The sequence below is a fragment of the Klebsiella sp. 2019SCSN059 genome, assembly GCF_021739525.1.
Lineage (GTDB): Bacteria > Pseudomonadota > Gammaproteobacteria > Enterobacterales > Enterobacteriaceae > Klebsiella > Klebsiella quasipneumoniae.
Genome location: NZ_JAKKOM010000037.1, coordinates 1 through 22,113, shown reverse-complemented (window position 1 = coordinate 22,113; position 22,113 = coordinate 1). Strand labels below are relative to the sequence as shown.

Below are 22,113 nucleotides of genomic sequence, written 5' to 3'. Positions count from 1 at the left end.
CCTTATAGCTGCACGCCGGAGAAGGACATAAAGCCCAGCGCCATCAACCCGGTAGTGATAAAGGTGATCCCTAACCCGCGCAAACCGGCAGGCACGTTGGCGTACTTCATCTTTTCGCGGATCCCCGCCATCGCCACGATCGCCAGCATCCAGCCGATGCCGGAGCCGAAGCCGTAAACGATGGATTCCGGGAAGTTGTAATCACGCTGCACCATGAACGACACACCGCCGAAAATCGCGCAGTTAACCGCAATCAGCGGCAGGAAGATCCCCAGCGCGTTGTATAGCGCCGGGAAGTACTTATCGAGGATCATCTCGAGGATCTGCACCAGCGCGGCGATCACCCCGATAAAGGTGATGAAGTTCAGGAAGCTGAGGTCTACCCCCTCCACCAGCGCGCCATCGCGCAGCACCAGGTTATACACCAGGTTGTTGATCGGTACGGCAAGACCCAGCACCACCGTCACCGCAACGCCGAGGCCGAAGGCGGTGGAGACCTTTTTCGACACTGCGAGGAAGGTACACATCCCGAGGAAAAAGGCCAGCGCCATGTTCTCAACAAACACCGCGCGGACAAACAGGCTAATGTAATGAGCCATCATCGATTACTCCTTTTCCTGCTGTTCAGGCTTCCAGCTACGCAGGGCCCAAATCAGTAAACCGATAATGAAGAACGCGCTCGGCGCCAGCAGGAACAGGCCGTTCGGCTGATACCAGCCGCCGTTCTGCACCGTCTCCAGCACCGTGATACCGAACAGCTTGCCGCTGCCGATAAGCTCGCGCAGGAAGCCGACGATAATCAGGATCGCGCCGTAGCCGAGACCGTTGCCGATACCGTCCATAAAGCTGGCCAGCGGCGGCGACTTCATGGCGTAAGCTTCAGCGCGCCCCATCACGATGCAGTTGGTGATGATAAGCCCGACGAATACCGACAGCTGCTTGGAAGTCTCATAGGCGAAAGCCCGCAGTAGCTGATCCACCACGATAACCAGCGAGGCGATGATCGCCATCTGCACGATGATGCGCACGCTGTTGGGAATGTGGTGGCGGATCATCGAGATAAACATGCTGGAGAACGCCGTCACCAGGGTCACCGCAATGGTCATCACGAAGGCGGTTTCCAGCTTAGTGGTGACCGCCAACGCGGAGCAGACGCCCAGCACCTGCAGGGCGATGGGGTTATTGGCGATGAGCGGCCCCACCAGCACGCGCTTCACCTCTTTCATCTCGCTCTGTTCAGCCATTGTTCAGCCCTCCTTCACGCACCTTTTTCAGGAACGGACCAAAGCCCAGTTCACCCATCCAGAAATCAAAGCTGTGCTGTACGCCATTTGACGTCAGCGTGGCGCCCGATAAGCCATCAACCGCATGCAGGTCACCAGCGCGCGCGCCGCCTTTGACCACTCTCAGCGCCGGCATGCCGTTGTCATCCAGCACCTGCTTGCCGACAAACTGCTGGCGCCAGTTCGGGTTCTCCACTTCGCCGCCCAGCCCCGGGGTCTCCCCCTGGTCATAGTAGGTAATGCCTTTCACCGTGCGGCCATCGATGTCCAGCGCCACGAAGGCGTACATCATCGACCACAGGCCATTGCCATAAATGGGCAACACCACCTGCTCAATCTTCTGCTGCGCGTCGCGCACCAGGTAGATTTCCGCCAGATTGCTGCGGCGTTTAATCCCCGCCGGATCCTGGCTGGCATCCAGCGCCATACTCTGCTGCGGATCCTTCAGCGCCTGGGCCTGATTGAATTTTGCCGGGTCTTTCTCCAGCAGCTCGCCGGTCGCCAGATTCACCAGTCGCGGCGAAATGCGCGCCGCGAAGGTGTCGGCGACCGCATCAGCATCCATGCCGGGCTGCATCAGGCCGGACACCGCCAGGATATTACGCTGCTTATCCAACGCCCGCTGCGCCTGCTGGCGGGATTTCAGCCCCACGGCCGAGCCCGCTACCACGATGGAGCAGACCAGACAAAGCACCAGCACCACCAGCAGCGTTTTGCCGATGCTATCGTTACTTTTCTTCTCAGCCACGCGACTTCCTCCGCTTAATATTGGCCTGCACCACCAGGTAATCGAACAGCGGTGCGAAGAGGTTGGCGAAGAGGATCGCCAGCATCATCCCTTCCGGATAAGCCGGGTTCACCACGCGGATCAGCACGCACATCACGCCGATCAGCACGCCGTAACTCCATTTTCCTTTATCGGTAAACGAGGCGGATACCGGGTCCGTCGCCATAAACATCATGCCGAAGGCGAAGCCGCCGAGTACCAGATGCCAGTACCATGGCATAGCGAACATCGGGTTGGTGTCGGAGCCGATAACGTTAAACAGGGTAGCGGTGGCGACCATGCCGATCATCACCCCGGCGACGATGCGCCAGGACGCGACGCGGCCAAAGAGGATGATCGCGCCGCCGATCAGGATCATTAGCGTGGAGACTTCGCCAATCGAGCCCGGAATATTGCCGAGGAAGGCGTCCATCCAGCTCACCGGGATGCCGGTAGCGACGTTAACCAGCGCTTCACCGCCGCCGCTGGCCCACTGGGAGAGCGGCGTAGCGCCGGAAAAACCGTCCGCCGCCGTCCACACCAGGTCGCCGGAGATTTGCGCCGGATAGGCGAAGAACAGGAACGCGCGCCCCGCCAGCGCCGGGTTGAGGAAGTTGCGCCCGGTACCGCCGAAAATCTCTTTAGCGATCACCACCCCGAAGGAGATCCCCAGCGCCGCCTGCCACAGCGGCAGCGTGGGCGGGACGATCAGCGCGAACAGAATCGAGGTGACAAAGAAGCCTTCGTTGATTTCATGCTTGCGCACGATAGCGAACAGCACTTCCCAGAAGCCGCCGACGATAAAGACGGTGATATAGATCGGCAGGAAAAAGACCGCCCCCAGGGTCATCATGCTCAGCCAGCCGGCGTCGGCGCTGAAGCTCACCCCTAACCACTGGGCGACGCTATAGTGCCAGTTGTTGGCGATCGCCTGCTGCAATTGTTCGGCGTCGTAAAGCTTATGCAGCGCCGGTATGGTCTGCAGCCCGACGTTATACATCCCCCAGAACATCGCCGGAAAGACGGCAAACCACACGAGGATCATCAACCGCTTGAGGTCGATGGCGTCGCGCACGTGCGCCGCGCCGCGGGTGACCTGGCCTGGTGTATAGAAGATGGTCGCCGCCGCTTCATACAGCGGGTAATATTTTTCCAGCTTGCCGCCGTGCGTGAAATGCGGCTCAATTTTTTCAATCAGATGCTTTAAGCCCATCTCTTATCCTTCCTGCTCAATCCGGGTTAATACGCTGCGCAGCGCAGGGCCATATTCATACTTACCGGGGCAGACGTAGGTGCACAGCGCCAGATCTTCTTCATCCAGCTCCAGACAGCCCAGCGCCTGAGCGCTGTCGGTATCCCCGGCCAGCAGATCGCGCAGCAGTACGGTCGGCAGGATATCCAGCGGCATCACCCGCTCGTAGTTGCCGATCGGCACCATCGCCCGCTCGCCGCCGTGGGTATCGGTAGAGAAATGAAAGCGCTTGCGCCTGAAGAAATGGCCCAGCGTGGTGCGGGTAATCGAGAATTTCTCTTTGCCCGGCATCACCCAGCCGAAGAGCTCTTTTTCCCGCCCTTCTTTAACCACGCTCACCTGCAGATGGAAGCGCCCGAGGAAGGCGTGAGGGCCATGGGCGCGGGTGCCGCTGAGCACCGAGCCGGAAATGACCCGGTTTTCCCCCTCCTGCAACTCGCCTGCCAGCAGATCGTCCAGGCTGGCGCCCAGCGTCGTCTTGACCAGTCGCGGCGATATCACCTGCGGGCCGCCGAGCGCGATCACCCGTTCGCAGTAGAGCTCCCCGTCGAGGAAAAGCTTACCAATGGCGATCGCGTCCTGATAATTGAGGTGCCAGACCTGCTTATTCAGGCTCACCGGCTCGAGGAAATGAATATGCGTTCCCGGCAGCCCCGCCGGGTGCGGCCCGCTGAACTGGTTAAAACTGACCTGGCCGACAGGATGACCGCCGAGCTTGCCGCCGCTGGGCTGGCAGACATGGACTTTCCCGTCGGTCAGACGCGTAAGCACGGTAAGGCCAGCGTCGAAAGCGGCCCGTTCGGCCAGAATAATCGGCTGCGGCTCCGCCGCCAGCGGATTGGTATCCATGGCGTTGACAAAGATGGCGGCCGGCACGCTGCCCGGGAGCGGCGTTTTACTGAATGGCCGTGTGCGCAGCGCGGTCCACTGGCCCGACGCCAGCAGCTGCTGCTGCACGGTGTCGCGCGGCAGTTCAGCCAGCGCGTCCGCGGCGTAACGCGTAAACGCCACCGCGTCATTGCCCTCGATATCAATCACCACCGACTGCAACACGCGCCGTTCACCGCGGTGGATCGCGCTGACGACCCCGCTCGCCGGGGCGGTAAAGCAGACGCCGGGGTTCTTTTTATCTTCGAACAGGATCTGACCTTTTTTGACCCGATCGCCTTCTTTGACCGCCATGGCGGGACGCATGCCGACGTACTCTTCGCCGAGTAGCGCGACGCGCTTCACCGCTGGCGCGGGAGAAATCTGCTGTAATGGCATGCCAGCTATGGGCAAATCCAGCCCTTTTGTGATTTTAATCATATCGTTAGCAGGTATCCGTAACCTCAACCCCGACGCAGGCCGGGGCCAGCTTATTGACAGAATGGCAGAGAAGAAAGGGCAAAACGGCGCCAGATGCGCTCAGGACGGAAGAGAAGCATCCTTTCTTACTCTGGTGATGAACCGGCGCAAGTGTAACATTTCGTGAGCGTCGGCTGTAGCGCGAGAGGCAATAAGTGCTTCTAAAATGCGAGCTATTGCGCAAAGTTCTCACTGTGTTTTCGTCGCTGGCAGGGTATAAAGTGAGGCGGAATTGTAAACGCCGCCACGTCGCCCTTGCGAAAAAATGCCGTGATGCTAATGTGAGCGCTCTAAATCCAGAAAACTCTGATTTCGGGTCTCTCTTGCCGTCCTGGCAATGTGGCTATTTTGTTTTATCAAGGAACAAGCAGTATGCGCAAAATCGCATTATTTATTGCGATGCTTCTGCTGCCGTGCATGTCATTTGCCGGGCTGCTCAGCAGCAACAGCCCGACGACGCCGGTTAGCAAAGAATATAAGCAGCAATTAATGGGTTCACCGGTTTACATTGAGATCTTTAAAGAAGAGCGCATGCTCGACCTTTACGTCAAAATGGGTGAGACCTACCAGCTCCTCGACAGCTATCGGATCTGCAACTACTCCGGAGGCCTGGGCCCGAAACAGCGCCAGGGCGATTTCAAGAGCCCGGAAGGGTTCTATAACGTCACCCGCAGCCAGCTCAAACCCGACAGCCGCTTCTATAAAGCGATCAATATCGGCTTCCCGAACGCCTACGATCGCGCCCATGGTTATGAAGGGAAATACCTGATGATCCACGGCGACTGCGTCTCTGTCGGCTGCTACGCTATGACCGACAGCGGGATCGATGAGATCTTCCAGTTCGTGACCGGCGCCTTAGTCTTCGGTCAGCCAAGCGTGCAGGTGAGTATCTATCCGTTCCGCATGACCAACGTCAATATGGAACGCCACAAATACTCCTACTATGCGGATTTCTGGAAACAGCTGAAGCCTGGCTATGATTATTTCCAGCAAACCCACAAACCGCCGGTCGTATCAGTGACCGACGGCCGCTATGTGGTGAGCAAGCCGCTCAGCCACGAGGTTGTCCAGCCGCAGCTGGCCTCAAACTATACGCTCCCCGAGACAAAATAACGCCCACTCGCCTGGCATGATCTTATGCCAGGTCTCATTGGCCGTCAGCGGCTGCGTGGCGATAACCGTGACCACATCGTTGGGTGTGGTCTCGCGTTGAAAGTCGATCTCCACATCCTGGTCCAGCAGTTTTGCCACGCCGAACGGCGCCCGCCGGGTGATCCAGTGCAGGTTGGTCGAGCAGAACGCCATCACATAGCGTCCGTCCGACAGCAGCATGTTGAACACCCCTTTCTCACGCAGTTCCCCCGCCAGGGTGGCGATATACTTAAATACTCCCAGCATATTGCCCGGCGTACGCGGGTAGCGCTCGGTTAAGCGGTGCAGCAGCCAGCAGAAGGCCTTTTCACTGTCGGTTTCACCGACCGGGTGGAAATTGCCGGTTTTCAGCGACTTATAGCCTTTGAGCTGCCCGTTGTGCGCGTAGGTCCAGTTACGCCCCCACAGTTCGCGGGTGAACGGATGCGTATTCTCCAGGGCCACCATCCCGCGATTGGCCTGGCGGATATGCGCGACGACGGAACAGGACTTAATGGGATAATCCTGGACCAGTTTCGCGATCGGCGACTGAAAGCTCGGCTGCGGATCTTTGAATGTGCGACAGCCTTTGCCTTCATAGAAGGTGATGCCCCAGCCGTCTTTATGCGGCCCCGTCCCGCCTCCGCGCTGTACCAGCCCGGTAAAGCTAAAACAGATATCTGTTGGCACATTGGCGCTCATCCCGAGCAGTTCGCACATAGATCACCTCACCATCACAAATCACGACGGCGCCGAAGCGAGGCCGCCGTCAACAGTACACACTCACCTGCCTGTTAGCCTTTCGCCATCTCTTTTTCGATCAGCATAATCAGGATATGGATCACTTTGATGTGGATCTCCTGAATGCGGTCGGCGTAGCCAAAGTGCGGCACGCGAATTTCCACATCGGCGCTACCGGCCATTTTACCGCCGTCCTTACCGGTCAGGGTGATCACTTTCATCCCCTGCGCCCGCGCGGCCTCAATGGCCTTGATTACGTTGCCGGAGTTGCCGGAGGTGGAGATGCCGAGCAGCACATCGCCCGCGCGGCCGACGGATTCAACGTAGCGGGAGAAGACATACTCATAGCCAAAATCATTGCTCACGCAGGAGAGATGGCTGACGTCGGAGATCGCAATGGCCGGATATCCCGGGCGGTTTTCGCGATAACGTCCGGTCAGTTCTTCCGCAAAATGCATCGCATCGCAATGGGAACCGCCGTTGCCGCAGGACAGCACTTTACCACCCGCCTTAAAGCTATCCGCCAGCAGGACAGCGGCACGCTGGATAGCATGGATATTGGCTTCGTCCTGCAGAAAGTTAGCCAGCGTTTCCGCGGCTTCGTTCAGTTCGTTACGAATAAGATCCTGGTACATGAGGATAATCCTTCAGTATGAGTGGAATAACCCTGGCAGTGTACCGGATAGCCGCCGAAGCGAGAAGCAGCAGGCTGCGTTATCCCCCGCCCTTTTGATTTTATGTGCCGCTTTTGCATACAACAATGTGAGCAAGGTTGTAATTATTTTGTAAACACATTGCTAAATAAAAAGGCATGCACTACAACCAATACATCACAAGTGGTCAGACCTCCTACAAACACAGGGAGCATTTCTCTATGATGATTTTGAGTATTGTTGCAACCGTTGTTTTACTCGGTGCGCTCTTCTATCACCGGGTCAGCCTGCTGCTCAGCAGCGTGATCTTGCTCGCCTGGACCGCAGCGCTCGGCGCGGCCGGTCTGTGGAATATCTGGCTGCTGCTGCCGCTGGCGATCATTCTGTTGCCGTTTAACTTTGCGCCTATGCGTAAATCCATGATTTCCGCACCGGCGTTTCGCGCCTTCCGCAAGGTCATGCCGCCGATGTCGCGTACCGAAAAAGAAGCCATCGACGCCGGGACTACCTGGTGGGAGGGGGATCTGTTTCGCGGTAACCCTGACTGGCATAAGCTGCATAACTATCCGCAGCCGCGTCTGACCGCCGAAGAGCAAGCCTTCCTCGACGGCCCGGTGGAAGAAGCCTGCCGGATGGCTAACGACTTCGCCATCACCCACGAAATGGCCGATCTGCCGCCGGAGCTGTGGGCGTATCTGAAAGAACACCGCTTCTTCGCGATGATCATCAAGAAAGAGTATGGCGGGCTTGAATTCTCCGCTTATGCCCAGTCGCGGGTGCTGCAGAAGCTCTCTGGCGTCTCCGGCATTCTGGCGATCACCGTCGGCGTTCCGAACTCACTGGGCCCGGGCGAGCTGCTGCAGCATTACGGTACTGAAGAGCAGAAGAACCATTACCTGCCGCGTCTGGCGCGCGGGCTGGAGATCCCCTGCTTCGCACTCACCAGCCCGGAAGCGGGCTCCGACGCCGGCGCCATCCCGGATACCGGCGTGGTCTGCATGGGCGACTGGCAGGGCCAGCAGGTGCTGGGTATGCGCCTGACATGGAACAAACGCTACATTACGCTGGCGCCTATCGCCACCGTGCTGGGATTGGCCTTTAAACTTTCTGACCCGGATCGTCTGCTGGGCGGGGAAGAAGAGCTGGGCATCACCTGCGCGCTGATCCCGACCTCCACTCCGGGCGTGGAAATTGGCCGTCGCCACTTCCCGCTTAACGTCCCGTTCCAGAACGGCCCAACCCGCGGCAAAGATATCTTCGTGCCGATCGATTACATCATCGGTGGGCCGGGGATGGCCGGTCAGGGCTGGCGCATGCTGGTTGAATGTCTGTCGGTGGGCCGCGGTATTACGCTGCCGTCCAACTCCACCGGCGGCCTGAAATCGGTGGCTATGGCGACCGGGGCTTACGCCCATATTCGCCGCCAGTTCAAAATCTCGATCGGTAAAATGGAAGGCATTGAAGAGGCGCTGGCGCGCATTGCCGGTAATGCTTATGTGATGGATGCTGCGGCGTCGCTGATCACCTACGGCATTATGCTCGGCGAGAAACCGGCGGTGCTCTCCGCGATCGTGAAATATCACTGCACCCACCGCGGCCAGCGCTCCATTATCGACGCAATGGATATTACCGGCGGGAAAGGCATTATGCTGGGCGAAGGCAACTTCCTCGCCCGGGCATATCAGGGCGCGCCTATCGCCATCACCGTGGAAGGTGCGAACATTCTGACCCGTAGCATGATGATCTTCGGTCAGGGTGCGATTCGCTGCCATCCGTACGTGCTGGAGGAGATGGCTGCCGCGCAGAACAACGACCTGAACGCCTATGACAAGCTGCTGTTCAAACATATCGGCCATGTCGGCAGTAACAAAGTACGGAGTTTCTGGTTGGGCCTGACCGGCGGACGCACCAGCAGCGCGCCGACCCGCGACGTCACCCGCCGCTACTATCAGCAAATGAACCGTCTGAGCGCTAACCTGGCGCTGCTGTCAGACGTCTCGATGGCGGTGCTGGGGGGCAGTCTCAAGCGTCGCGAACGTATCTCCGCGCGTCTGGGGGATGTGTTAAGCCAGCTGTACCTGGCCTCGGCGGTGCTGAAACGCTATGACGATGAAGGACGCAATGAAGCCGATCTGCCGCTGGTTCACTGGGGGGTGCAGGATGCGCTGCATCAGGCCGAGCAGGCCATCGACGATCTGCTGAAAAACTTCCCCAACCGTCTGGTGGCTGGCGCAATGCGCCTGGTCATCTTCCCGACCGGTCGTCATCATCATGCGCCGTCGGATAAGCTGGACCATAAAGTCGCTAAAATTCTGCAGGTGCCCAGCGCCACCCGCTCCCGCATCGGTCGCGGTCAGTACCTGACGCCGAGCGAGCATAACCCGGTCGGCCTGCTGGAAGAGGCGCTGCTGGAAGTGATGGCGGCCGATCCTATCCACCAGCGTATCTGCAAAGAGTTGGGTAAAAATCTGCCGTTCACCCGTCTCGACGAACTGGCCGCCCATGCCCTGGCGAAAGGCTTAATCAGTCAGGATGAAGCCGCCATTTTGACCCGAGCAGAGCACAGTCGCTTGCGCAGCATTAACGTTGACGACTTTGCGCCAGAGGAGCTGGCTACCCAGCCGGTAAAGCTGCCGGAAAAAGTTCGCAACGTTGAAGCCGCATAATATAACAACAACCACATCACACGCCGGGCGGGGAATTTTCCCCGCCTTTTTTCGTCTCTCCTTCCCCCGCCGTTCCTGTTAGTAGCATTTTTTTAACAAAATATTCCGCGGACCGCCGCGAGGCTGATAAGGTGTTACAGTTAACCTAACCCCCTCATGAGAATGGAGTTGACCATTGTGCCTGGCCTGAAAATTACGCTGTTGCAACAACCGCTGGTCTGGATGGACGGCCCTGCTAACCTGCGCCATTTTGATCGCCAACTGGAAGGGATTGTCGGGCGCGATATCATTGTTTTACCTGAGATGTTTACCACCGGCTTTGCGATGGAAGCGGCAAAACAATCTTTACCCGAGGCCGAGGTGGTAGCGTGGATGCATGCCCGGGCGGCGCAAACCCAGGCGCTGATCGCCGGCAGCGCGGCGCTGCAAACTGAGCGCGGGGCCGTTAACCGCTTCCTGCTGGTCGAGCCTGACGGCACGGTCCATCATTATGATAAACGTCACCTGTTTCGTATGGCGGATGAACACCATCACTATGAGGCCGGAGACAAGCGCGTGGTCTTTGAATGGCGCGGATGGCGGATCCTGCCGCTGGTGTGTTACGACCTGCGCTTTCCGGTATGGTCGTGTAACCTTAACGACTATGATTTGGCGCTGTATGTGGCGAACTGGCCGGCGCCGCGCTCGCTGCACTGGCAGTCGCTGCTGGTCGCCCGCGCGATTGAGAACCAGGCCTACGTCGCCGGCTGTAACCGGGTCGGCACCGACGGCAACGGTCATCATTACCGCGGTGATAGCCGGATTATCAGTCCCCAGGGGGAGATTGTCGCCACCGCCGATCCGCATCAGGCCACTCGTCTTGACGCCGAACTGTCGCTGAGCGCCCTCCAGGAATATCGTGAAAAATTCCCCGCCTGGCGCGATGCCGATCCTTTTACTCTGGATTAATCCCCCTCCGCTTTCTTCCCGCTTCTGCGGGAAAAGAAAGCGGAATTTCCTCTTGCCGCACCCAGCAGAATATTTACAAGGCGCCCTTCATTTCTGTTCTACACTCATTAACAGGCCCACAACCAAACGGGCGGAGATCATTTTCAATTCACTTCTGCGTTGTAAACGCATGACTTTTCTGTTGCCAGCTTGTTTTGTTGAACCCGGCTGAGCGTTGGCGTATGCATATTTTATGAGCGTAATGGAAAATGGATAATAATAATCTTCAGTTAATAGAAAAACGGCTGGTCACCCGCTTTCTCGATATGTTTATTCGGTTCAGTCTTATTCTGGCGCTGGCCTCATTCTGTTTTACCGTCTTTTCTCCCTTCGTCAATATGATGCTCTGGGCGTTGATTCTGGCCGTGGCGCTCTATCCTTTACATCAATATTTTGCCGGGCTTTTCGCCGGTAAACAGGGGCTGGCGTCGGTGGTGCTGGTGCTGTTAGGTATTTTACTGATTATTATCCCCACGGTGCTGATGATCACCTCGCTGGCGGAAAGCGCCAGCGCGATGATCGACCGAATGGGCAGCCAGAGCTTTACCATTCCCCCACCCTCTTCACGAATTGCCTCTTTACCGATCGTTGGCGAACGGCTTAGCGCTCTGTGGATGCGGGCATCCGTGGATCTGCCAGGATTGCTCAGCAATTACCGTTCGCAAATTGGCGATATTGCCAAACAGTTGCTCAGCATATTAGCCAGCATGGGCGGCGGGCTGATTGGCTTTATTATTTCGTTTATCGTCTCGGGTATTATGATGGCCTGGGGTGCGGCGGGCGCCATCAGCGCGCAGCGTATTGCCATCCGTATTACCGATGAGAATAAAGGCGTGACCCTCACCCGCCTGTGCACCAGCACCATCCGCGCGGTCGCCCAGGGCGTCATCGGGGTGGCACTGATCCAGGCGCTGCTGGTCGGGGTGATCATGCTGATGGCCAGCATCCCCGCCGTCGGGATCTTCTTTATACTTGCCCTGATCCTCGGCATTGCACAGGTGCCGGTGATCCTGGTGACGGCCCCGGCCATCGCGCTGATGTGGAGTCTCGGCACCCACAGTACCGGAATGGATATCTTCTACACTGTCCTGCTGATCGTCGCCGGTATGGCCGATAACGTCCTCAAACCACTGCTGCTGGGGCGCGGAGTCGATGCGCCAATGCCGGTAGTGCTGCTGGGCGCCCTCGGCGGAATGGCCTCTAACGGCATTCTCGGTATGTTTCTCGGCGCCACCCTGCTGGCCATCGGTTATCGGATCTTCATGACCTGGGTAAATGAAGGGCAACCCGCCCTGGCGCAGGATAAATAACCGCAGGGGAGCGTTACGCTCCCTTAACTTATTGCATAGTCATGCCGCCGCACGCCAGCCCCGCGGCAGCATATCCCATTGAGCTTTATCATCAACGAACCCCAGTGCGTGTTCCGGCAGATTTTTGAAAGTACCCTGCGCCAGCGCGGCATTACCATGGAGAACACCATCGAACTGTGGAGTATTGAAAGCATCAAGCAGTGCGTGGCGGGCAATCTGGGGGTGAGTTTTCTGCCGCGCTTTGCGGTAGAGGAGGAACTCAAACGCGGGACGCTGGTCGAGCTGCCGTTCAGCGAGACGCCGCTGACGATCCATGCGCTCTGCGCCCATCACGCCGGGAAAGCAATCAGTCCGGCGATGCGGGTATTCATGCAGTGTATGCAGGAGGAACAAGAGGCGCGCTAAAATTCGGCGACGAAAACGACGAAAGCCTGAATCATTGCTGATTCAGGCTTTCTGAATAGTGGCGGAACGGACGGGACTCGAACCCGCGACCCCCTGCGTGACAGGCAGGTATTCTAACCGACTGAACTACCGCTCCGCGTTGTTGTTCCGTTGGGAACGAGGCGAATATTACGGATTCCCCTCTACCCCGTCAACGCTTTTTCTACCGTTTTGAATCGTTTGCTGCAAAAATCGCCCAACCGCCTACTTTTAATCCATTTTAGTGGTTATCAGACACGCCACAGGCAGCTTCCGCCTTTCTTTTGCACCAGATCGAGGCGGGATTCATGGTTCACCAGCTCTTCATCAGAGGCATAAACCACCCGTAACTGGCTGGCGGCGCGTACGACGCGCTGAATCCCCATCTCGCCTGCCTGCTGCTGGCTTTCGCCTTCCATAGAGAACGCCATCGACGTCTGGCCGCCGGTCATCATCAAATAGACATCGGCAAGGATCTGGGCATCGAGCAGTGCCCCGTGCAGCGTACGCTTGCTGTTATCTATTTCGTAGCGCGAACATAACGCATCCAGACTGTTGCGCTTGCCGGGGAACATTTTCCGCGCCAGTGCCAGACTGTCGGTGATTTTACAGAAGGTCTCGGTTTTCCCGATCCCGCGGTTCAGCTTACCGAACTCATAATCCATAAAACCGATATCGAACGAGGCGTTATGGATCACCAGCTCCGCGCCGCGGATGTAATCCATAAATTCATCGGCCACGTCGGCAAAGGTGGGTTTATCCAGCAGGAATTCGTCGGCGATCCCGTGCACGCCGAACGCCTCCGGATCCACCAGCCGATCGGGCTTGAGATAGACGTGGAAATTGTTACCGGTCAGGCGGCGGTTAATCACCTCCACGGCGCCGATCTCAATGATCTTATGTCCTTCGTAGTGCGCCCCGATCTGGTTCATACCGGTGGTTTCGGTATCGAGAACAATCTGGCGCGTAATTGCAGTGCTCATCGCGGTCATTTATGTCAGACTTATCGTTTACAAATCGATTTCAATTACAGGAAGTCTACCAGAGATGCTCAAACAGGTAGAAATTTTCACCGACGGCTCTTGCCTGGGAAATCCAGGACCCGGCGGTTACGGCGCCATTATGCGCTACCGCCAGCACGAAAAAACCTTTAGCGCCGGCTACCGTCTGACCACCAATAACCGCATGGAACTGATGGCGGCGATCGTCGCCCTCGAAGCGTTAAAAGAGCATTGCGAGGTGGTGCTCAGCACCGACAGCCAGTATGTCCGCCAGGGGATCACCCAGTGGATCCACAACTGGAAAAAGCGCGGCTGGAAAACGGCAGAGAAAAAACCGGTAAAGAATGTCGACCTCTGGCAGAGGCTGGACGCCGCGCTTGGCCAGCATAAGATCAAATGGGAGTGGGTGAAGGGCCACGCCGGCCATCCAGAAAACGAACGCTGCGACGAGCTGGCCCGCGCGGCGGCCTCCCATCCCACTCAGGACGACATCGGCTACCAGCCGGAGAGCTAATTCTGCCCCTTGCGCCACTGCCGGGTGGCGCCGACTGCCGGCCGTAGCTGGGTTTTCGCTTTCCCTGACTTCATCGGATTAAGGGTGAGCGGAATAGTCCGTTTGCGGGCGACAATTAATTGCAAACAGCCCAGCGCTGGCAGATGGGTGCTCAGCAGTTTGCCGCCATGCCGCGACCAGGGTAAAACCTGATAACGCCCATAATGCAGCACTTCAAAGTTGAGCAGCGACAGCCAGTCCAGCTGGCGCATCAACGTAAACATACGGCTGTTGTACGGCGTGCCTTTGCGCAGCACCGGCACCAGCTTACGCAACCCCATCAGGCTGACAGGATTAAACCCGGTCAGGATCATCCAGCCATCATCGATCAGGACGCGATCGGCCTCCCGTAGCAGGCGATGCGGATCGCTGCACCACGGCAGGGTATGCGCCAGCAGGCAGGCGTCGACGGACTTTTCGGCAAAGGGCAAATGCAGCGGGTCGGCCCGGACCTGCATTGGGTTTCCCGCCAGCGAGACATTCACCTGGTGCGAGATGGCGCAAGCTTCGGTATTGATTTCCGCGCTCAGATTGCCAATCTTAAGCAGATGAAAGCCATATAATTTAGCCAGCCACGGCTTCATCTGCTGCTCCAGCGTTTCGCGATAGTATTCGCCCCACGGCATACTGGACCAATGCTCAGGCGCTGTCACTGTATGAGGTATCCTTGCCGGCTTCATTGCCACCTTCCGCTACGCTTTAGAGGTAATTTATGAATCTTATCAGTATTCCCGCGTTTCAGGACAACTACATCTGGGTTCTCACTGAGAATCACGGCCGCTGCATCATCGTTGACCCGGGCGAGGCCGCGCCGGTTCTGGCGGCAATCGAGGAAAACCAGTGGCAGCCCGAGGCCATTTTATTGACCCATCACCATCAGGATCACGTCGGCGGCGTAAAACAATTACGTGAAAAATTCCCCTCTCTGGTGGTTTACGGGCCGGCAGAAACCCAGGACAAGGGGGTTACTCAGGTAGTAGACGATGGCGATCGGCTGTCAATTCTCGGGGTCGATTTTTCCATTTTCTCCACGCCAGGTCACACATTAGGACATATCTGTTACTACAGCGAACCTTATCTGTTTTGCGGCGACACGATGTTCTCCGGCGGCTGCGGAAGGCTGTTCGAAGGCACTGCAGAGCAGATGTATCAATCATTTATGAAGATTAACGCCCTTCCTGAAGAAACCCTTATATGTTGCGCACATGAATATACGTTAGCGAATATGAAGTTTGCGTTGAGTATCCTGCCTGATGATAGGGACATAAAAGATTACTATCATAAAGTTAATGAGTTACGTGCAAAAAAACAAAAGACACTACCCGTAATTCTGAAAAACGAGCGGCGTATAAATTTATTTTTACGGGTAAATGATGTTGATTTAATTGAAAAAATTAACAAAGAAACAAAATTGCAACACTCTGTGGCGCGATTTGCGTGGTTAAGGTCAAAGAAAGACGAATTCTGATATTTAATTCTTGTCATCGGCTAACTTCGCCGTTATCCTTGGTCGTCTTTTAAGCAACTATTGACACACACATGAAGGCACGAGCGATATTATTCGCCTCTGTCCTGCTGGTGGGGTGCCAGGCGTCTAAGCACGATGGCACCGTCGAACAGCGAGCACAGAGCCTTTCTGCGGCTGGTCAAGGGGAAGCAGGCAAGTTCACAAGTCAAGCGCGCTGGTTAGATGATGGAACCTTCTACGCGCAAGACCAGGATCTGTGGACTTCCATAGGCGACGAGCTAAAGATGGGAATACCGGATAACCCCCGGATTCGCGAGCAAAAACAGAAGTACTTAAGAAATAAGAGCTATCTCCACGATGTAACTTTACGGGCAGAGCCGTATATGTACTGGATAGCCGGGCAGGTTAAGAAACGTAACATGCCAATGGAACTGGTATTACTACCCATAGTGGAGAGCGCTTTTGACCCACACGCGACGTCTGGCGCCAATGCCGCAGGCATCTGGCAGATCATTCCGAGCACAGGGCGCAATTATGGTTTAAAACAGACCCGCAGTTACGATGCGCGTCGTGACGTTGTCGCATCGACTACCGCGGCGCTGGACATGATGCAACGTCTGAACAAAATGTTCGACGGCGACTGGTTGTTAACGGTTGCGGCATATAACAGCGGCGAAGGTCGGGTCATGAAGGCAGTGAAAGCGAACCGTTCGCGTGGCAAACCCACAGATTTCTGGTCGCTGTCTCTGCCGCATGAAACGAAAGTCTACGTACCGAAAATGCTGGCATTGAGCGACATCCTCAAAAACAGCAAACGTTACGGCGTAAAGTTGCCTACGGCTGATGAAAGCCGTGCGCTGGCGCGCGTTCGCCTCGACAGTCCGGTTGATATTTCTCAGCTCGCGGATATGGCCGGTATGCCGGTCAGCAAGCTGAAGACCTTCAACGCCGGCGTAAAGGGATCAACGCTGGGCGCTAGCGGGCCAAAGTACGTCATGGTGCCGCAGAAACACGCAGCCCAGCTGCGTGAATCGCTGGCCTCTGGCGACATTGCCGCCGTACAGCCGACGCAGCTCGCGGATAATACGCCGCTGACCAGCCGAAGCTATAAGGTGCGTTCCGGCGATACCATTTCCGGGATTGCTTCCCGTCTCGGCGTCACGACCCGCGATCTGCAGCAGTGGAATAACCTGCGCGGCTCTGGATTGAAGGTTGGACAGAACCTGGTTATCGGCGCCGGCAGCAGCGCGCAGCGTCTGGCGAATAACAGCGATAGCATCACCTATCGCGTTCGCAAAGGTGATTCGCTGTCGAGCATCGCCAAACGTCATGGCGTTAATATTCGCGACGTCATGCGCTGGAACAGCGATACCGACAATCTGCGGCCTGGCGATCAGCTAACGCTGTTTGTGAAAAACAGCGATCGACCAGAGTCCTGATACGTCAGGGTTCGATAAAAAGGCACCGACTTCCCCCGGTGCCTTTTTTGTTGTCCGTATTAAACCGCTTTATGCGCTTCAAACATGATGGTATCGCTGGTAAAGGAACCATCCTGCTGTAACTCAAAGTAGGCTTTCACCTCCGCCGAGGCGCTCTGCTGGTATAAACGAATCGCCTCCACCAGCGGCTCAGGGGTACGCATCCGCGCCACCCACGAACTGAACTCCAGCGGCAGGCGATCGGTCAACAGCTGATTAATCACCAGCCCCGCCTCCGTCGCCAGCGTCAGCCACTCACCGCTGGAATAATTACGCACGTGCGAGGTATCGCGCAAGGCTTCCACCGTCTGCAGCCAGACATCACGCACCACATGGCCCGGCGACATCACGTCCATCACGATCATCACCCCACCCGGCTTGAGGACACGTTTCACCTCGCGCAGCGCCTGGCCAACGTCATGCCAGTGATGAGCAGAATAGCGGCTGATAACGATATCAAAGCTGGCATCAGCGAACGGCAGCGTTTCGGCATACCCCTGCTGGGTCACGATATTGCTAAAACCTTTCTCCTTTGCCGCGGCGGCAACGACCTCCAGCATCTGGCTCGATAAATCATAGGCGGTCACCTCGGCAACCTGTCCCGCCGCGGTAAAGCTGGCGTGCCCTGCCCCGCAGCCCATATCCAGCACTTTCGCCTGAGGAAAATCAGCCAGTCGTTCCGCCAGCCGCTGCAGATCGCGACCAGAGGCGTGCACGGCGCTGGTCAGATAGGCGCTGGCCTGGGAGCCGAACTGCTTTTCGACGTTGTCATGGTGAGAGCGTGTTGTCATGTTGTCTTGTCCTTACGGTTTTTTGAGTAATAAAAGGCAGCACCATGCATGCGCAGGCCTGCCCCATGGCAGGCCTGACCAACCTTAAATTAATCAGGCTTGCCGGGACTGAATTCGACTAGTAGCGGGTTGTGGTCGGAGGCGCGGGTTACCAGCACGGAAGCATCGTGCACGCTTAACCCACGGTAGAACACAAAATCGAGCGGGCGACCAAACGCGCGGCGGCGCTGATCGTCCGGGAAACGAACTTCACGCAGCGACATCTCGCGTGCAAAGCGGTACAGGGCGTTCATCCGCGGGCGGCTCCAGGCATTGAAGTCGCCGGCCATGATCACCGGCCCGCTGTGATGGGCGATCTGATCGCCAATCGGCAGCAGCTGTTTGCTGTAGACGTCGACGCCAAGGCTGAAGTTAACGGCATGGATATTGACCACCATTAACAGCCGCGCATCGGGCAGCGGATAGACAGTCACTAATGCTGATTTAGGCAGACGCAAAATAGGTTCACGTTCGCGCAATGGGCAGCAATAGATAGGATGGGCGGAAGCCAGCGTCATCACGCCGGAAGGATGCTGCGGCAGCACCAGCGCAGGCACCTGATCGGCGGCCAGATAGTTGGTGGTCGCGAACCTGACCAGCTCCGGCGTCGTCTGCGCCTCCTGCAACAGGACTAAGTGCGCGTCTTTGCCAAAATTCTTAAGGACCGACTGCCACTCTGCGCGCTGCTGTTTGAAGATATTCCACACCAGCACGCGGATTTTCTCATCGCTGCTTAACGGCGTGCCGGCGGGATAAACCGGACTCACGCCCGCAAACGCCCCCGGAGGCAATATTCTCTCCGCAGGTTGTCCGGCGACATAGCGCATGGCGTAGGTGTTCTTTCGCAATTTGGGCATTAATCCTCGATAACAGAAACCAGCCCGACGACGACTGGTTATTCTGTTATAGGGATTTTCCCATACACTTTCAATGCAAATTGCAAGAAACCCTTAGCCTTCGGGAGAAAGCGCTGCCGAACGGCGTGGCAATTTATCTAAACGTCCGCTCAGGGCCACCAACAGCAAAGCGACCAGCACAATCACCGCGCCAATCCACGGCGTCTGCGCCAGACCGTACCGCTCGACCGTCTGTCCGCCGACGATCGACCCCAGCGCGATGCCGACGTTGAAGGCGGCAATATTCAGGCCGGATGCGATGTCGACAGCCCCGGGGGTGTACTGCTCTGCTTTTTGCACCACGTACACCTGCAGGCCCGGCACGTTGCCGAAGGCGAAAACGCCCATCACCAGCACCGTTGCCAGCGCGGCATAGTGAATGCTGGCGGTCAGCTGGAACACCAGCAGCAGCACAACCAGCGCGGCGAAGATAAACTTCAGCGCGGAGACGGCGCCATGCCTATCGGCCAGTTTGCCGCCCCATACGTTGCCAATAGCCACCGAGACGCCATAGCCCAGCAGGATCCAGCTCACGGCTGACGGGCTGAAGCCGGCCAGCTCCTGCATCATCGGCGCAAGGAAGGTAAAGGCGGTAAACACGCCGCCATAGCCCAGCGCGGTAATGGCATAGATCATCAGCAGGCGCGGATGGGTTAAGACTTTCAGCTGATCGCGCAGGCTGGCGCTGGCGCGGCCCGGGATATTATTCGGCACCAGAATCAGACTGCTGATAAGCGCAATCACCCCCAGAATCGATACCGCGAGGAACGTTTCCCGCCAGCCAAAATGCTGACCGATGAAAGTCCCGAATGGCACCCCGGTCACCAGCGCGACCGTCAGGCCGCCGAACATAATGGCGATAGCCGAGGCTGCTTTCTCTTTTGCCACCAGGCTGGTGGCGATTGTCGAGCCAATAGAGAAGAACACGCCGTGTGCCAGACCGGTCAGCAGGCGCGCCAGGATCAGCGTTTCATAGCCCGGGGCCTGCCAGGCCAGCACATTACCCGCCGTAAACAGGACCATCAACGCCAGCAGCAGCTGTTTACGCGGCATACGCCCCGTTAACGCCGTCAGCACCGGGGCGCCGATCGCCACGCCCAGCGCGTAGATAGAAACCAGCAGGCCTGCCGACGGCAGCGAAATAGAGAGTTGTTGGGCAATCGTCGGGACCAGGCCGACAATCACGAATTCAGTGGTGCCAATTGCGAAGGCACCGATGGTTAAGGCAAATAGCGCCAGTGGCATAATTTACTCCGTAGCATCAGGATTAAGATGACACGTAGTATGAAGGGTTGTATAAATAACAAAAACTATCAAAGTATCAATAGAATTTTGCTACAGGTGCAATAATGAGAGCCACATCCGAGGAGATCGCCATCTTTGTGGCGGTAGTGGAAAGCGGGAGTTTCAGCCGGGCGGCCGAACAGCTGGGTCAGGCCAACTCTGCCGTCAGCCGGGCAGTCAAAAAGCTCGAGTCCAAGCTTGGTGTTAGCCTGCTCAATCGGACCACCCGTCAGCTCAGTCTGACAGAGGAAGGCGAGCGCTATTTTCGCCGGATGCAGGTGGTATTGCAGGAGATGGCGGCGGCAGAAAACGACCTGCTGGAAACGCGCACGACGCCGCGAGGCCTGCTGCGGGTGGATGCCGCGACGCCGGTGATGCTGCATTTTCTCATGCCGCTGGTGAAGCCATTTCGCGAGCGTTACCCGGAAATGACGCTGTCGCTCGTGTCGTCAGAAACATTTATTAATCTGATTGAACGAAAAGTGGATGTGGCTATTCGGGCCGGAACCTTAACCGATTCCAGCCTGCGCGCCCGACCGCTGTTCACCAGCTATCGGAAGATCGTCGCCTCGCCAGAGTATGTTTCGCGCTACGGCGTGCCGCAGCATCCGTCAGATCTGAAACAACATCAATGTCTGGGCTTTACTGAACCCGTCTCTCTGAACACCTGGCCGGTATCCTGTTGCGATGGTCAGTTGTTAGAGATTGAGGCGGCGGTATCATCGAACAGTGGGGAAACGCTCAAGCAACTGTGTCTGACCGGGAACGGTATTGCCTGCCTGTCGGATTATATGGTGGATAAAGAGATAGCCAGTGGGGAGTTTGTTGAACTACTGGCCGACAAACGTTTGCCGGTGGAGATGCCCTTCAGCGCGGTGTACTACAGCGATAGAGCCGTCAGCACACGTATCAGGGCGTTTATTGATTTTCTGAGCGAATACGTAAAACAGCTCCCGAAGGAGCTGTCGTAGTACCCTCTGATGGGCATACCGGAAGCAGGAGATTAATCCCACTGCGGCGCCAGACCTTCCGGGCTCACCAGCCGATCGTTGCAATCCAGTGCGGCGATCGCCTGGCGATCTTCATCATCCAGCTTCAGATCCAGCGCTTTCAGGTTGCTGGCCAGGTTCTCACGCTTCGTCGAGGACGGGATCACCGCGTACCCCTCGCCCATCGCCCATGCCAGGATAACCTGCGCCGGAGTCGCATTATGTTTCGCCGCGATACGGGCAATCACCTCATCTTTCAGCGCCTTACCGTAGGCCAGGGTCATGTAGGAGGTGATATGGATACCGTGCTCATGCGCCCAATCGACGACTTTACGGTTTTGCAGATACGGCGAAAGCTCAATCTGATTGGTAGCAATGTTTTCAGCGCCAACGGCGGCAATCGCGCGCTCCATCAGTGGAATAGTGAAGTTGGAGATACCGATCTGACGGGTCAGGCCGAGCGCCTTCGCTTCCATCAGAGCAGCCATAAACTCTTCAACAGCTACCGCATCATTCGGTGACGGCCAGTGGATCAGCGTCAGATCAACATAGTCAGTGCGTAGCTTCTGCAGGCTCTCTTGCAGGCTGGCGATCAGCTTGTCTTTGCTCAGGTTTTCGATCCAGATTTTGGTTGTGATGAACAGCTCATCACGCGGCACGCCGCTCTCAACGAGAGCCTGACCCACCGCGGCTTCGTTGTCGTAGATTTGCGCGGTGTCGATAGTACGATAGCCCAGCTCCAGCGCGGTTTTTACGGATGCGATAACAACATCATCTTTCAGACGGAAGGTGCCAAGACCAAATGCAGGGATTGCCATGTTTTTCCTCGTTATTTGTTCATTTCGGTTAACGAATGAAATTATGGCTGATGGTGTGGTGGGGAAAAAGAGCGATTAATGCAGAGGATTTTTGCTGATTTAGCAATAATCGGAAACAGATCAAACAAAAAAGCCCTGAGCAGATGCTCAGGGCTCTTATTAAGTGGCGGAACGGACGGGACTCGAACCCGCGACCCCCTGCGTGACAGGCAGGTATTCTAACCGACTGAACTACCG

The 22,113-nt window shown here is 56.9% G+C and carries 21 protein-coding genes, 1 tRNA gene and 1 pseudogene; 9 read left to right on the top strand and 14 right to left on the bottom strand.

Translation table 11 applies throughout. The annotated features are described in order from the left end of the window. Positions 1–2: 2 nt before the first annotated feature. The 5 genes from nqrE to L2I46_RS25005 are packed head-to-tail and all read right to left on the bottom strand — an operon-like array spanning position 3 to position 4,609. Positions 3–599: an NADH:ubiquinone reductase (Na(+)-transporting) subunit E gene (gene nqrE, locus L2I46_RS25025; RefSeq protein WP_004177335.1), complete on the bottom strand. Its 597-nt coding sequence runs from the start codon at positions 597–599 to the stop codon at positions 3–5. Between the two features lie 6 nt (positions 600–605). Then, the gene (locus L2I46_RS25020) at positions 606–1,244 is read right to left on the bottom strand and encodes an NADH:ubiquinone reductase (Na(+)-transporting) subunit D (protein WP_023288507.1); all 639 of its coding nucleotides are present in this window, start codon (positions 1,242–1,244) and stop codon (positions 606–608) included. Next, positions 1,237–2,031 (bottom strand): Na(+)-translocating NADH-quinone reductase subunit C, encoded by a 795-nt coding sequence (locus L2I46_RS25015; protein ID WP_060591684.1) that lies wholly within the window; start codon positions 2,029–2,031, stop codon positions 1,237–1,239. Before L2I46_RS25015 ends, L2I46_RS25020 begins: the two co-directional genes overlap by 8 nt. Continuing rightward, positions 2,024–3,262 (bottom strand): NADH:ubiquinone reductase (Na(+)-transporting) subunit B, encoded by a 1,239-nt coding sequence (locus L2I46_RS25010; RefSeq protein WP_102002138.1) that lies wholly within the window; start codon positions 3,260–3,262, stop codon positions 2,024–2,026. Before L2I46_RS25010 ends, L2I46_RS25015 begins: the two co-directional genes overlap by 8 nt. Positions 3,263–3,265: 3 nt before the next feature. Continuing rightward, positions 3,266–4,609 (bottom strand): Na(+)-translocating NADH-quinone reductase subunit A, encoded by a 1,344-nt coding sequence (locus L2I46_RS25005; protein WP_049013284.1) that lies wholly within the window; start codon positions 4,607–4,609, stop codon positions 3,266–3,268. 411 nt (positions 4,610–5,020) lie between these two features. On the opposite strand from L2I46_RS25005, the gene dpaA reads away from it, so the two are divergent. Continuing rightward, the gene (gene dpaA / locus L2I46_RS25000) at positions 5,021–5,761 is read left to right on the top strand and encodes a peptidoglycan meso-diaminopimelic acid protein amidase (RefSeq protein WP_085551924.1); all 741 of its coding nucleotides are present in this window, start codon (positions 5,021–5,023) and stop codon (positions 5,759–5,761) included. Here the strand turns inward: dpaA and L2I46_RS24995 are convergent. Next, a complete protein-coding gene (locus tag L2I46_RS24995; RefSeq protein ID WP_004204630.1) occupies positions 5,732–6,499 on the bottom strand; it encodes a class II glutamine amidotransferase in 768 nt (255 codons plus the stop codon). The two genes, dpaA and L2I46_RS24995, sit on opposite strands and share 30 nt — an antisense overlap. 74 nt (positions 6,500–6,573) lie before the next feature. Then, positions 6,574–7,155 carry a D-sedoheptulose 7-phosphate isomerase gene (lpcA, locus tag L2I46_RS24990; RefSeq protein ID WP_004145825.1) on the bottom strand — a complete coding sequence of 194 codons (582 nt, stop codon included), beginning with the start codon at positions 7,153–7,155 and terminating at the stop codon, positions 6,574–6,576. A 239-nt stretch (positions 7,156–7,394) separates the two neighbouring features. Between lpcA and fadE the strand changes: the two genes are divergently transcribed. The 4 genes and pseudogenes from fadE to L2I46_RS24970 all read left to right on the top strand — a co-directional run. Beyond that, entirely contained in the window at positions 7,395–9,839 is a 2,445-nt protein-coding gene (gene fadE / locus L2I46_RS24985; RefSeq protein WP_032453035.1) for an acyl-CoA dehydrogenase FadE, read from the top strand. 177 nt (positions 9,840–10,016) lie between these two features. Then, positions 10,017–10,787, top strand: a complete 771-nt coding sequence (locus L2I46_RS24980; RefSeq protein ID WP_102002140.1) for an amidohydrolase — start codon at positions 10,017–10,019, stop codon at positions 10,785–10,787. A 248-nt stretch (positions 10,788–11,035) separates the two neighbouring features. Next, on the top strand, positions 11,036–12,136 hold the full coding sequence (locus L2I46_RS24975; RefSeq protein WP_032453034.1) for an AI-2E family transporter: 1,101 nt from the start codon (positions 11,036–11,038) through the stop codon (positions 12,134–12,136). A gap of 60 nt (positions 12,137–12,196) precedes the next feature. Further along, positions 12,197–12,541, top strand: a pseudogene (locus L2I46_RS24970) (substrate-binding domain-containing protein); the annotation flags it as partial. 59 nt (positions 12,542–12,600) lie between these two features. Here the strand turns inward: L2I46_RS24970 and L2I46_RS24965 are convergent. Together L2I46_RS24965 and dnaQ are read right to left on the bottom strand one after the other, a co-directional pair. Next, positions 12,601–12,677: transfer RNA gene (locus tag L2I46_RS24965), tRNA-Asp, on the bottom strand. Positions 12,678–12,810: 133 nt separating this feature from the next. Further along, positions 12,811–13,542: a DNA polymerase III subunit epsilon gene (dnaQ, locus tag L2I46_RS24960; RefSeq protein ID WP_236948296.1), complete on the bottom strand. Its 732-nt coding sequence runs from the start codon at positions 13,540–13,542 to the stop codon at positions 12,811–12,813. Positions 13,543–13,606: 64 nt separating this feature from the next. On the opposite strand from dnaQ, the gene rnhA reads away from it, so the two are divergent. Then, positions 13,607–14,074 (top strand): ribonuclease HI, encoded by a 468-nt coding sequence (gene rnhA / locus L2I46_RS24955; protein ID WP_004204620.1) that lies wholly within the window; start codon positions 13,607–13,609, stop codon positions 14,072–14,074. Here the strand turns inward: rnhA and L2I46_RS24950 are convergent. Continuing rightward, complete coding sequence (locus L2I46_RS24950) at positions 14,071–14,793, bottom strand: class I SAM-dependent methyltransferase (protein WP_004204619.1); 723 nt, start codon at positions 14,791–14,793, stop codon at positions 14,071–14,073. The two genes, rnhA and L2I46_RS24950, sit on opposite strands and share 4 nt — an antisense overlap. 32 nt (positions 14,794–14,825) lie before the next feature. Here L2I46_RS24950 and gloB point away from each other — a divergent pair, with 32 nt between their 5' ends. Beyond that, positions 14,826–15,581 carry a hydroxyacylglutathione hydrolase gene (gloB, locus tag L2I46_RS24945; protein ID WP_102002885.1) on the top strand — a complete coding sequence of 252 codons (756 nt, stop codon included), beginning with the start codon at positions 14,826–14,828 and terminating at the stop codon, positions 15,579–15,581. A 71-nt stretch (positions 15,582–15,652) separates the two neighbouring features. Beyond that, positions 15,653–17,020, top strand: coding sequence for a murein transglycosylase D (gene mltD, locus L2I46_RS24940; protein ID WP_032453033.1), 1,368 nt, complete (start codon positions 15,653–15,655; stop codon positions 17,018–17,020). A gap of 59 nt (positions 17,021–17,079) precedes the next feature. Here mltD and L2I46_RS24935 read toward each other — a convergent pair whose 3' ends face one another. The 3 genes from L2I46_RS24935 to L2I46_RS24925 form a co-directional block, all read right to left on the bottom strand. Next, complete coding sequence (locus tag L2I46_RS24935) at positions 17,080–17,850, bottom strand: class I SAM-dependent methyltransferase (protein ID WP_023288497.1); 771 nt, start codon at positions 17,848–17,850, stop codon at positions 17,080–17,082. 89 nt (positions 17,851–17,939) lie between these two features. Continuing rightward, positions 17,940–18,737: an endonuclease/exonuclease/phosphatase family protein gene (locus L2I46_RS24930; protein WP_072096514.1), complete on the bottom strand. Its 798-nt coding sequence runs from the start codon at positions 18,735–18,737 to the stop codon at positions 17,940–17,942. 102 nt (positions 18,738–18,839) lie between these two features. Then, on the bottom strand, positions 18,840–20,030 hold the full coding sequence (locus L2I46_RS24925) for an MFS transporter (protein WP_023288495.1): 1,191 nt from the start codon (positions 20,028–20,030) through the stop codon (positions 18,840–18,842). A gap of 104 nt (positions 20,031–20,134) precedes the next feature. Here L2I46_RS24925 and yafC point away from each other — a divergent pair, with 104 nt between their 5' ends. After that, entirely contained in the window at positions 20,135–21,040 is a 906-nt protein-coding gene (gene yafC, locus L2I46_RS24920; RefSeq protein ID WP_032453031.1) for a DNA-binding transcriptional regulator YafC, read from the top strand. A gap of 32 nt (positions 21,041–21,072) precedes the next feature. Here the strand turns inward: yafC and dkgB are convergent, their stop codons facing one another. Continuing rightward, the gene (gene dkgB, locus L2I46_RS24915; protein ID WP_180264138.1) at positions 21,073–21,876 is read right to left on the bottom strand and encodes a 2,5-didehydrogluconate reductase DkgB; all 804 of its coding nucleotides are present in this window, start codon (positions 21,874–21,876) and stop codon (positions 21,073–21,075) included. Between the last annotated feature and the right edge of the window lie 237 nt (positions 21,877–22,113).

Coding starts and splice junctions, on each gene's coding strand:
- nqrE (WP_004177335.1), bottom strand. CDS start 599: ATGGCTCATTACATTAGCCTGTTTGTCCGCGCGGTGTTTGTTGAGAAC.
- lpcA (WP_004145825.1), bottom strand. CDS start 7,155: ATGTACCAGGATCTTATTCGTAACGAACTGAACGAAGCCGCGGAAACG.
- L2I46_RS24995 (WP_004204630.1), bottom strand. CDS start 6,499: ATGTGCGAACTGCTCGGGATGAGCGCCAATGTGCCAACAGATATCTGT.
- yafC (WP_032453031.1), top strand. CDS start 20,135: ATGAGAGCCACATCCGAGGAGATCGCCATCTTTGTGGCGGTAGTGGAA.
- gloB (WP_102002885.1), top strand. CDS start 14,826: ATGAATCTTATCAGTATTCCCGCGTTTCAGGACAACTACATCTGGGTT.
- L2I46_RS24925 (WP_023288495.1), bottom strand. CDS start 20,030: ATGCCACTGGCGCTATTTGCCTTAACCATCGGTGCCTTCGCAATTGGC.
- L2I46_RS25010 (WP_102002138.1), bottom strand. CDS start 3,262: ATGGGCTTAAAGCATCTGATTGAAAAAATTGAGCCGCATTTCACGCAC.
- L2I46_RS24950 (WP_004204619.1), bottom strand. CDS start 14,793: ATGAAGCCGGCAAGGATACCTCATACAGTGACAGCGCCTGAGCATTGG.
- L2I46_RS24975 (WP_032453034.1), top strand. CDS start 11,036: ATGGATAATAATAATCTTCAGTTAATAGAAAAACGGCTGGTCACCCGC.
- L2I46_RS25005 (WP_049013284.1), bottom strand. CDS start 4,609: ATGATTAAAATCACAAAAGGGCTGGATTTGCCCATAGCTGGCATGCCA.
- fadE (WP_032453035.1), top strand. CDS start 7,395: ATGATGATTTTGAGTATTGTTGCAACCGTTGTTTTACTCGGTGCGCTC.
- L2I46_RS25020 (WP_023288507.1), bottom strand. CDS start 1,244: ATGGCTGAACAGAGCGAGATGAAAGAGGTGAAGCGCGTGCTGGTGGGG.
- dpaA (WP_085551924.1), top strand. CDS start 5,021: ATGCGCAAAATCGCATTATTTATTGCGATGCTTCTGCTGCCGTGCATG.
- dnaQ (WP_236948296.1), bottom strand. CDS start 13,542: ATGAGCACTGCAATTACGCGCCAGATTGTTCTCGATACCGAAACCACC.
- rnhA (WP_004204620.1), top strand. CDS start 13,607: ATGCTCAAACAGGTAGAAATTTTCACCGACGGCTCTTGCCTGGGAAAT.
- dkgB (WP_180264138.1), bottom strand. CDS start 21,876: ATGGCAATCCCTGCATTTGGTCTTGGCACCTTCCGTCTGAAAGATGAT.
- L2I46_RS24935 (WP_023288497.1), bottom strand. CDS start 17,850: ATGACAACACGCTCTCACCATGACAACGTCGAAAAGCAGTTCGGCTCC.
- mltD (WP_032453033.1), top strand. CDS start 15,653: ATGAAGGCACGAGCGATATTATTCGCCTCTGTCCTGCTGGTGGGGTGC.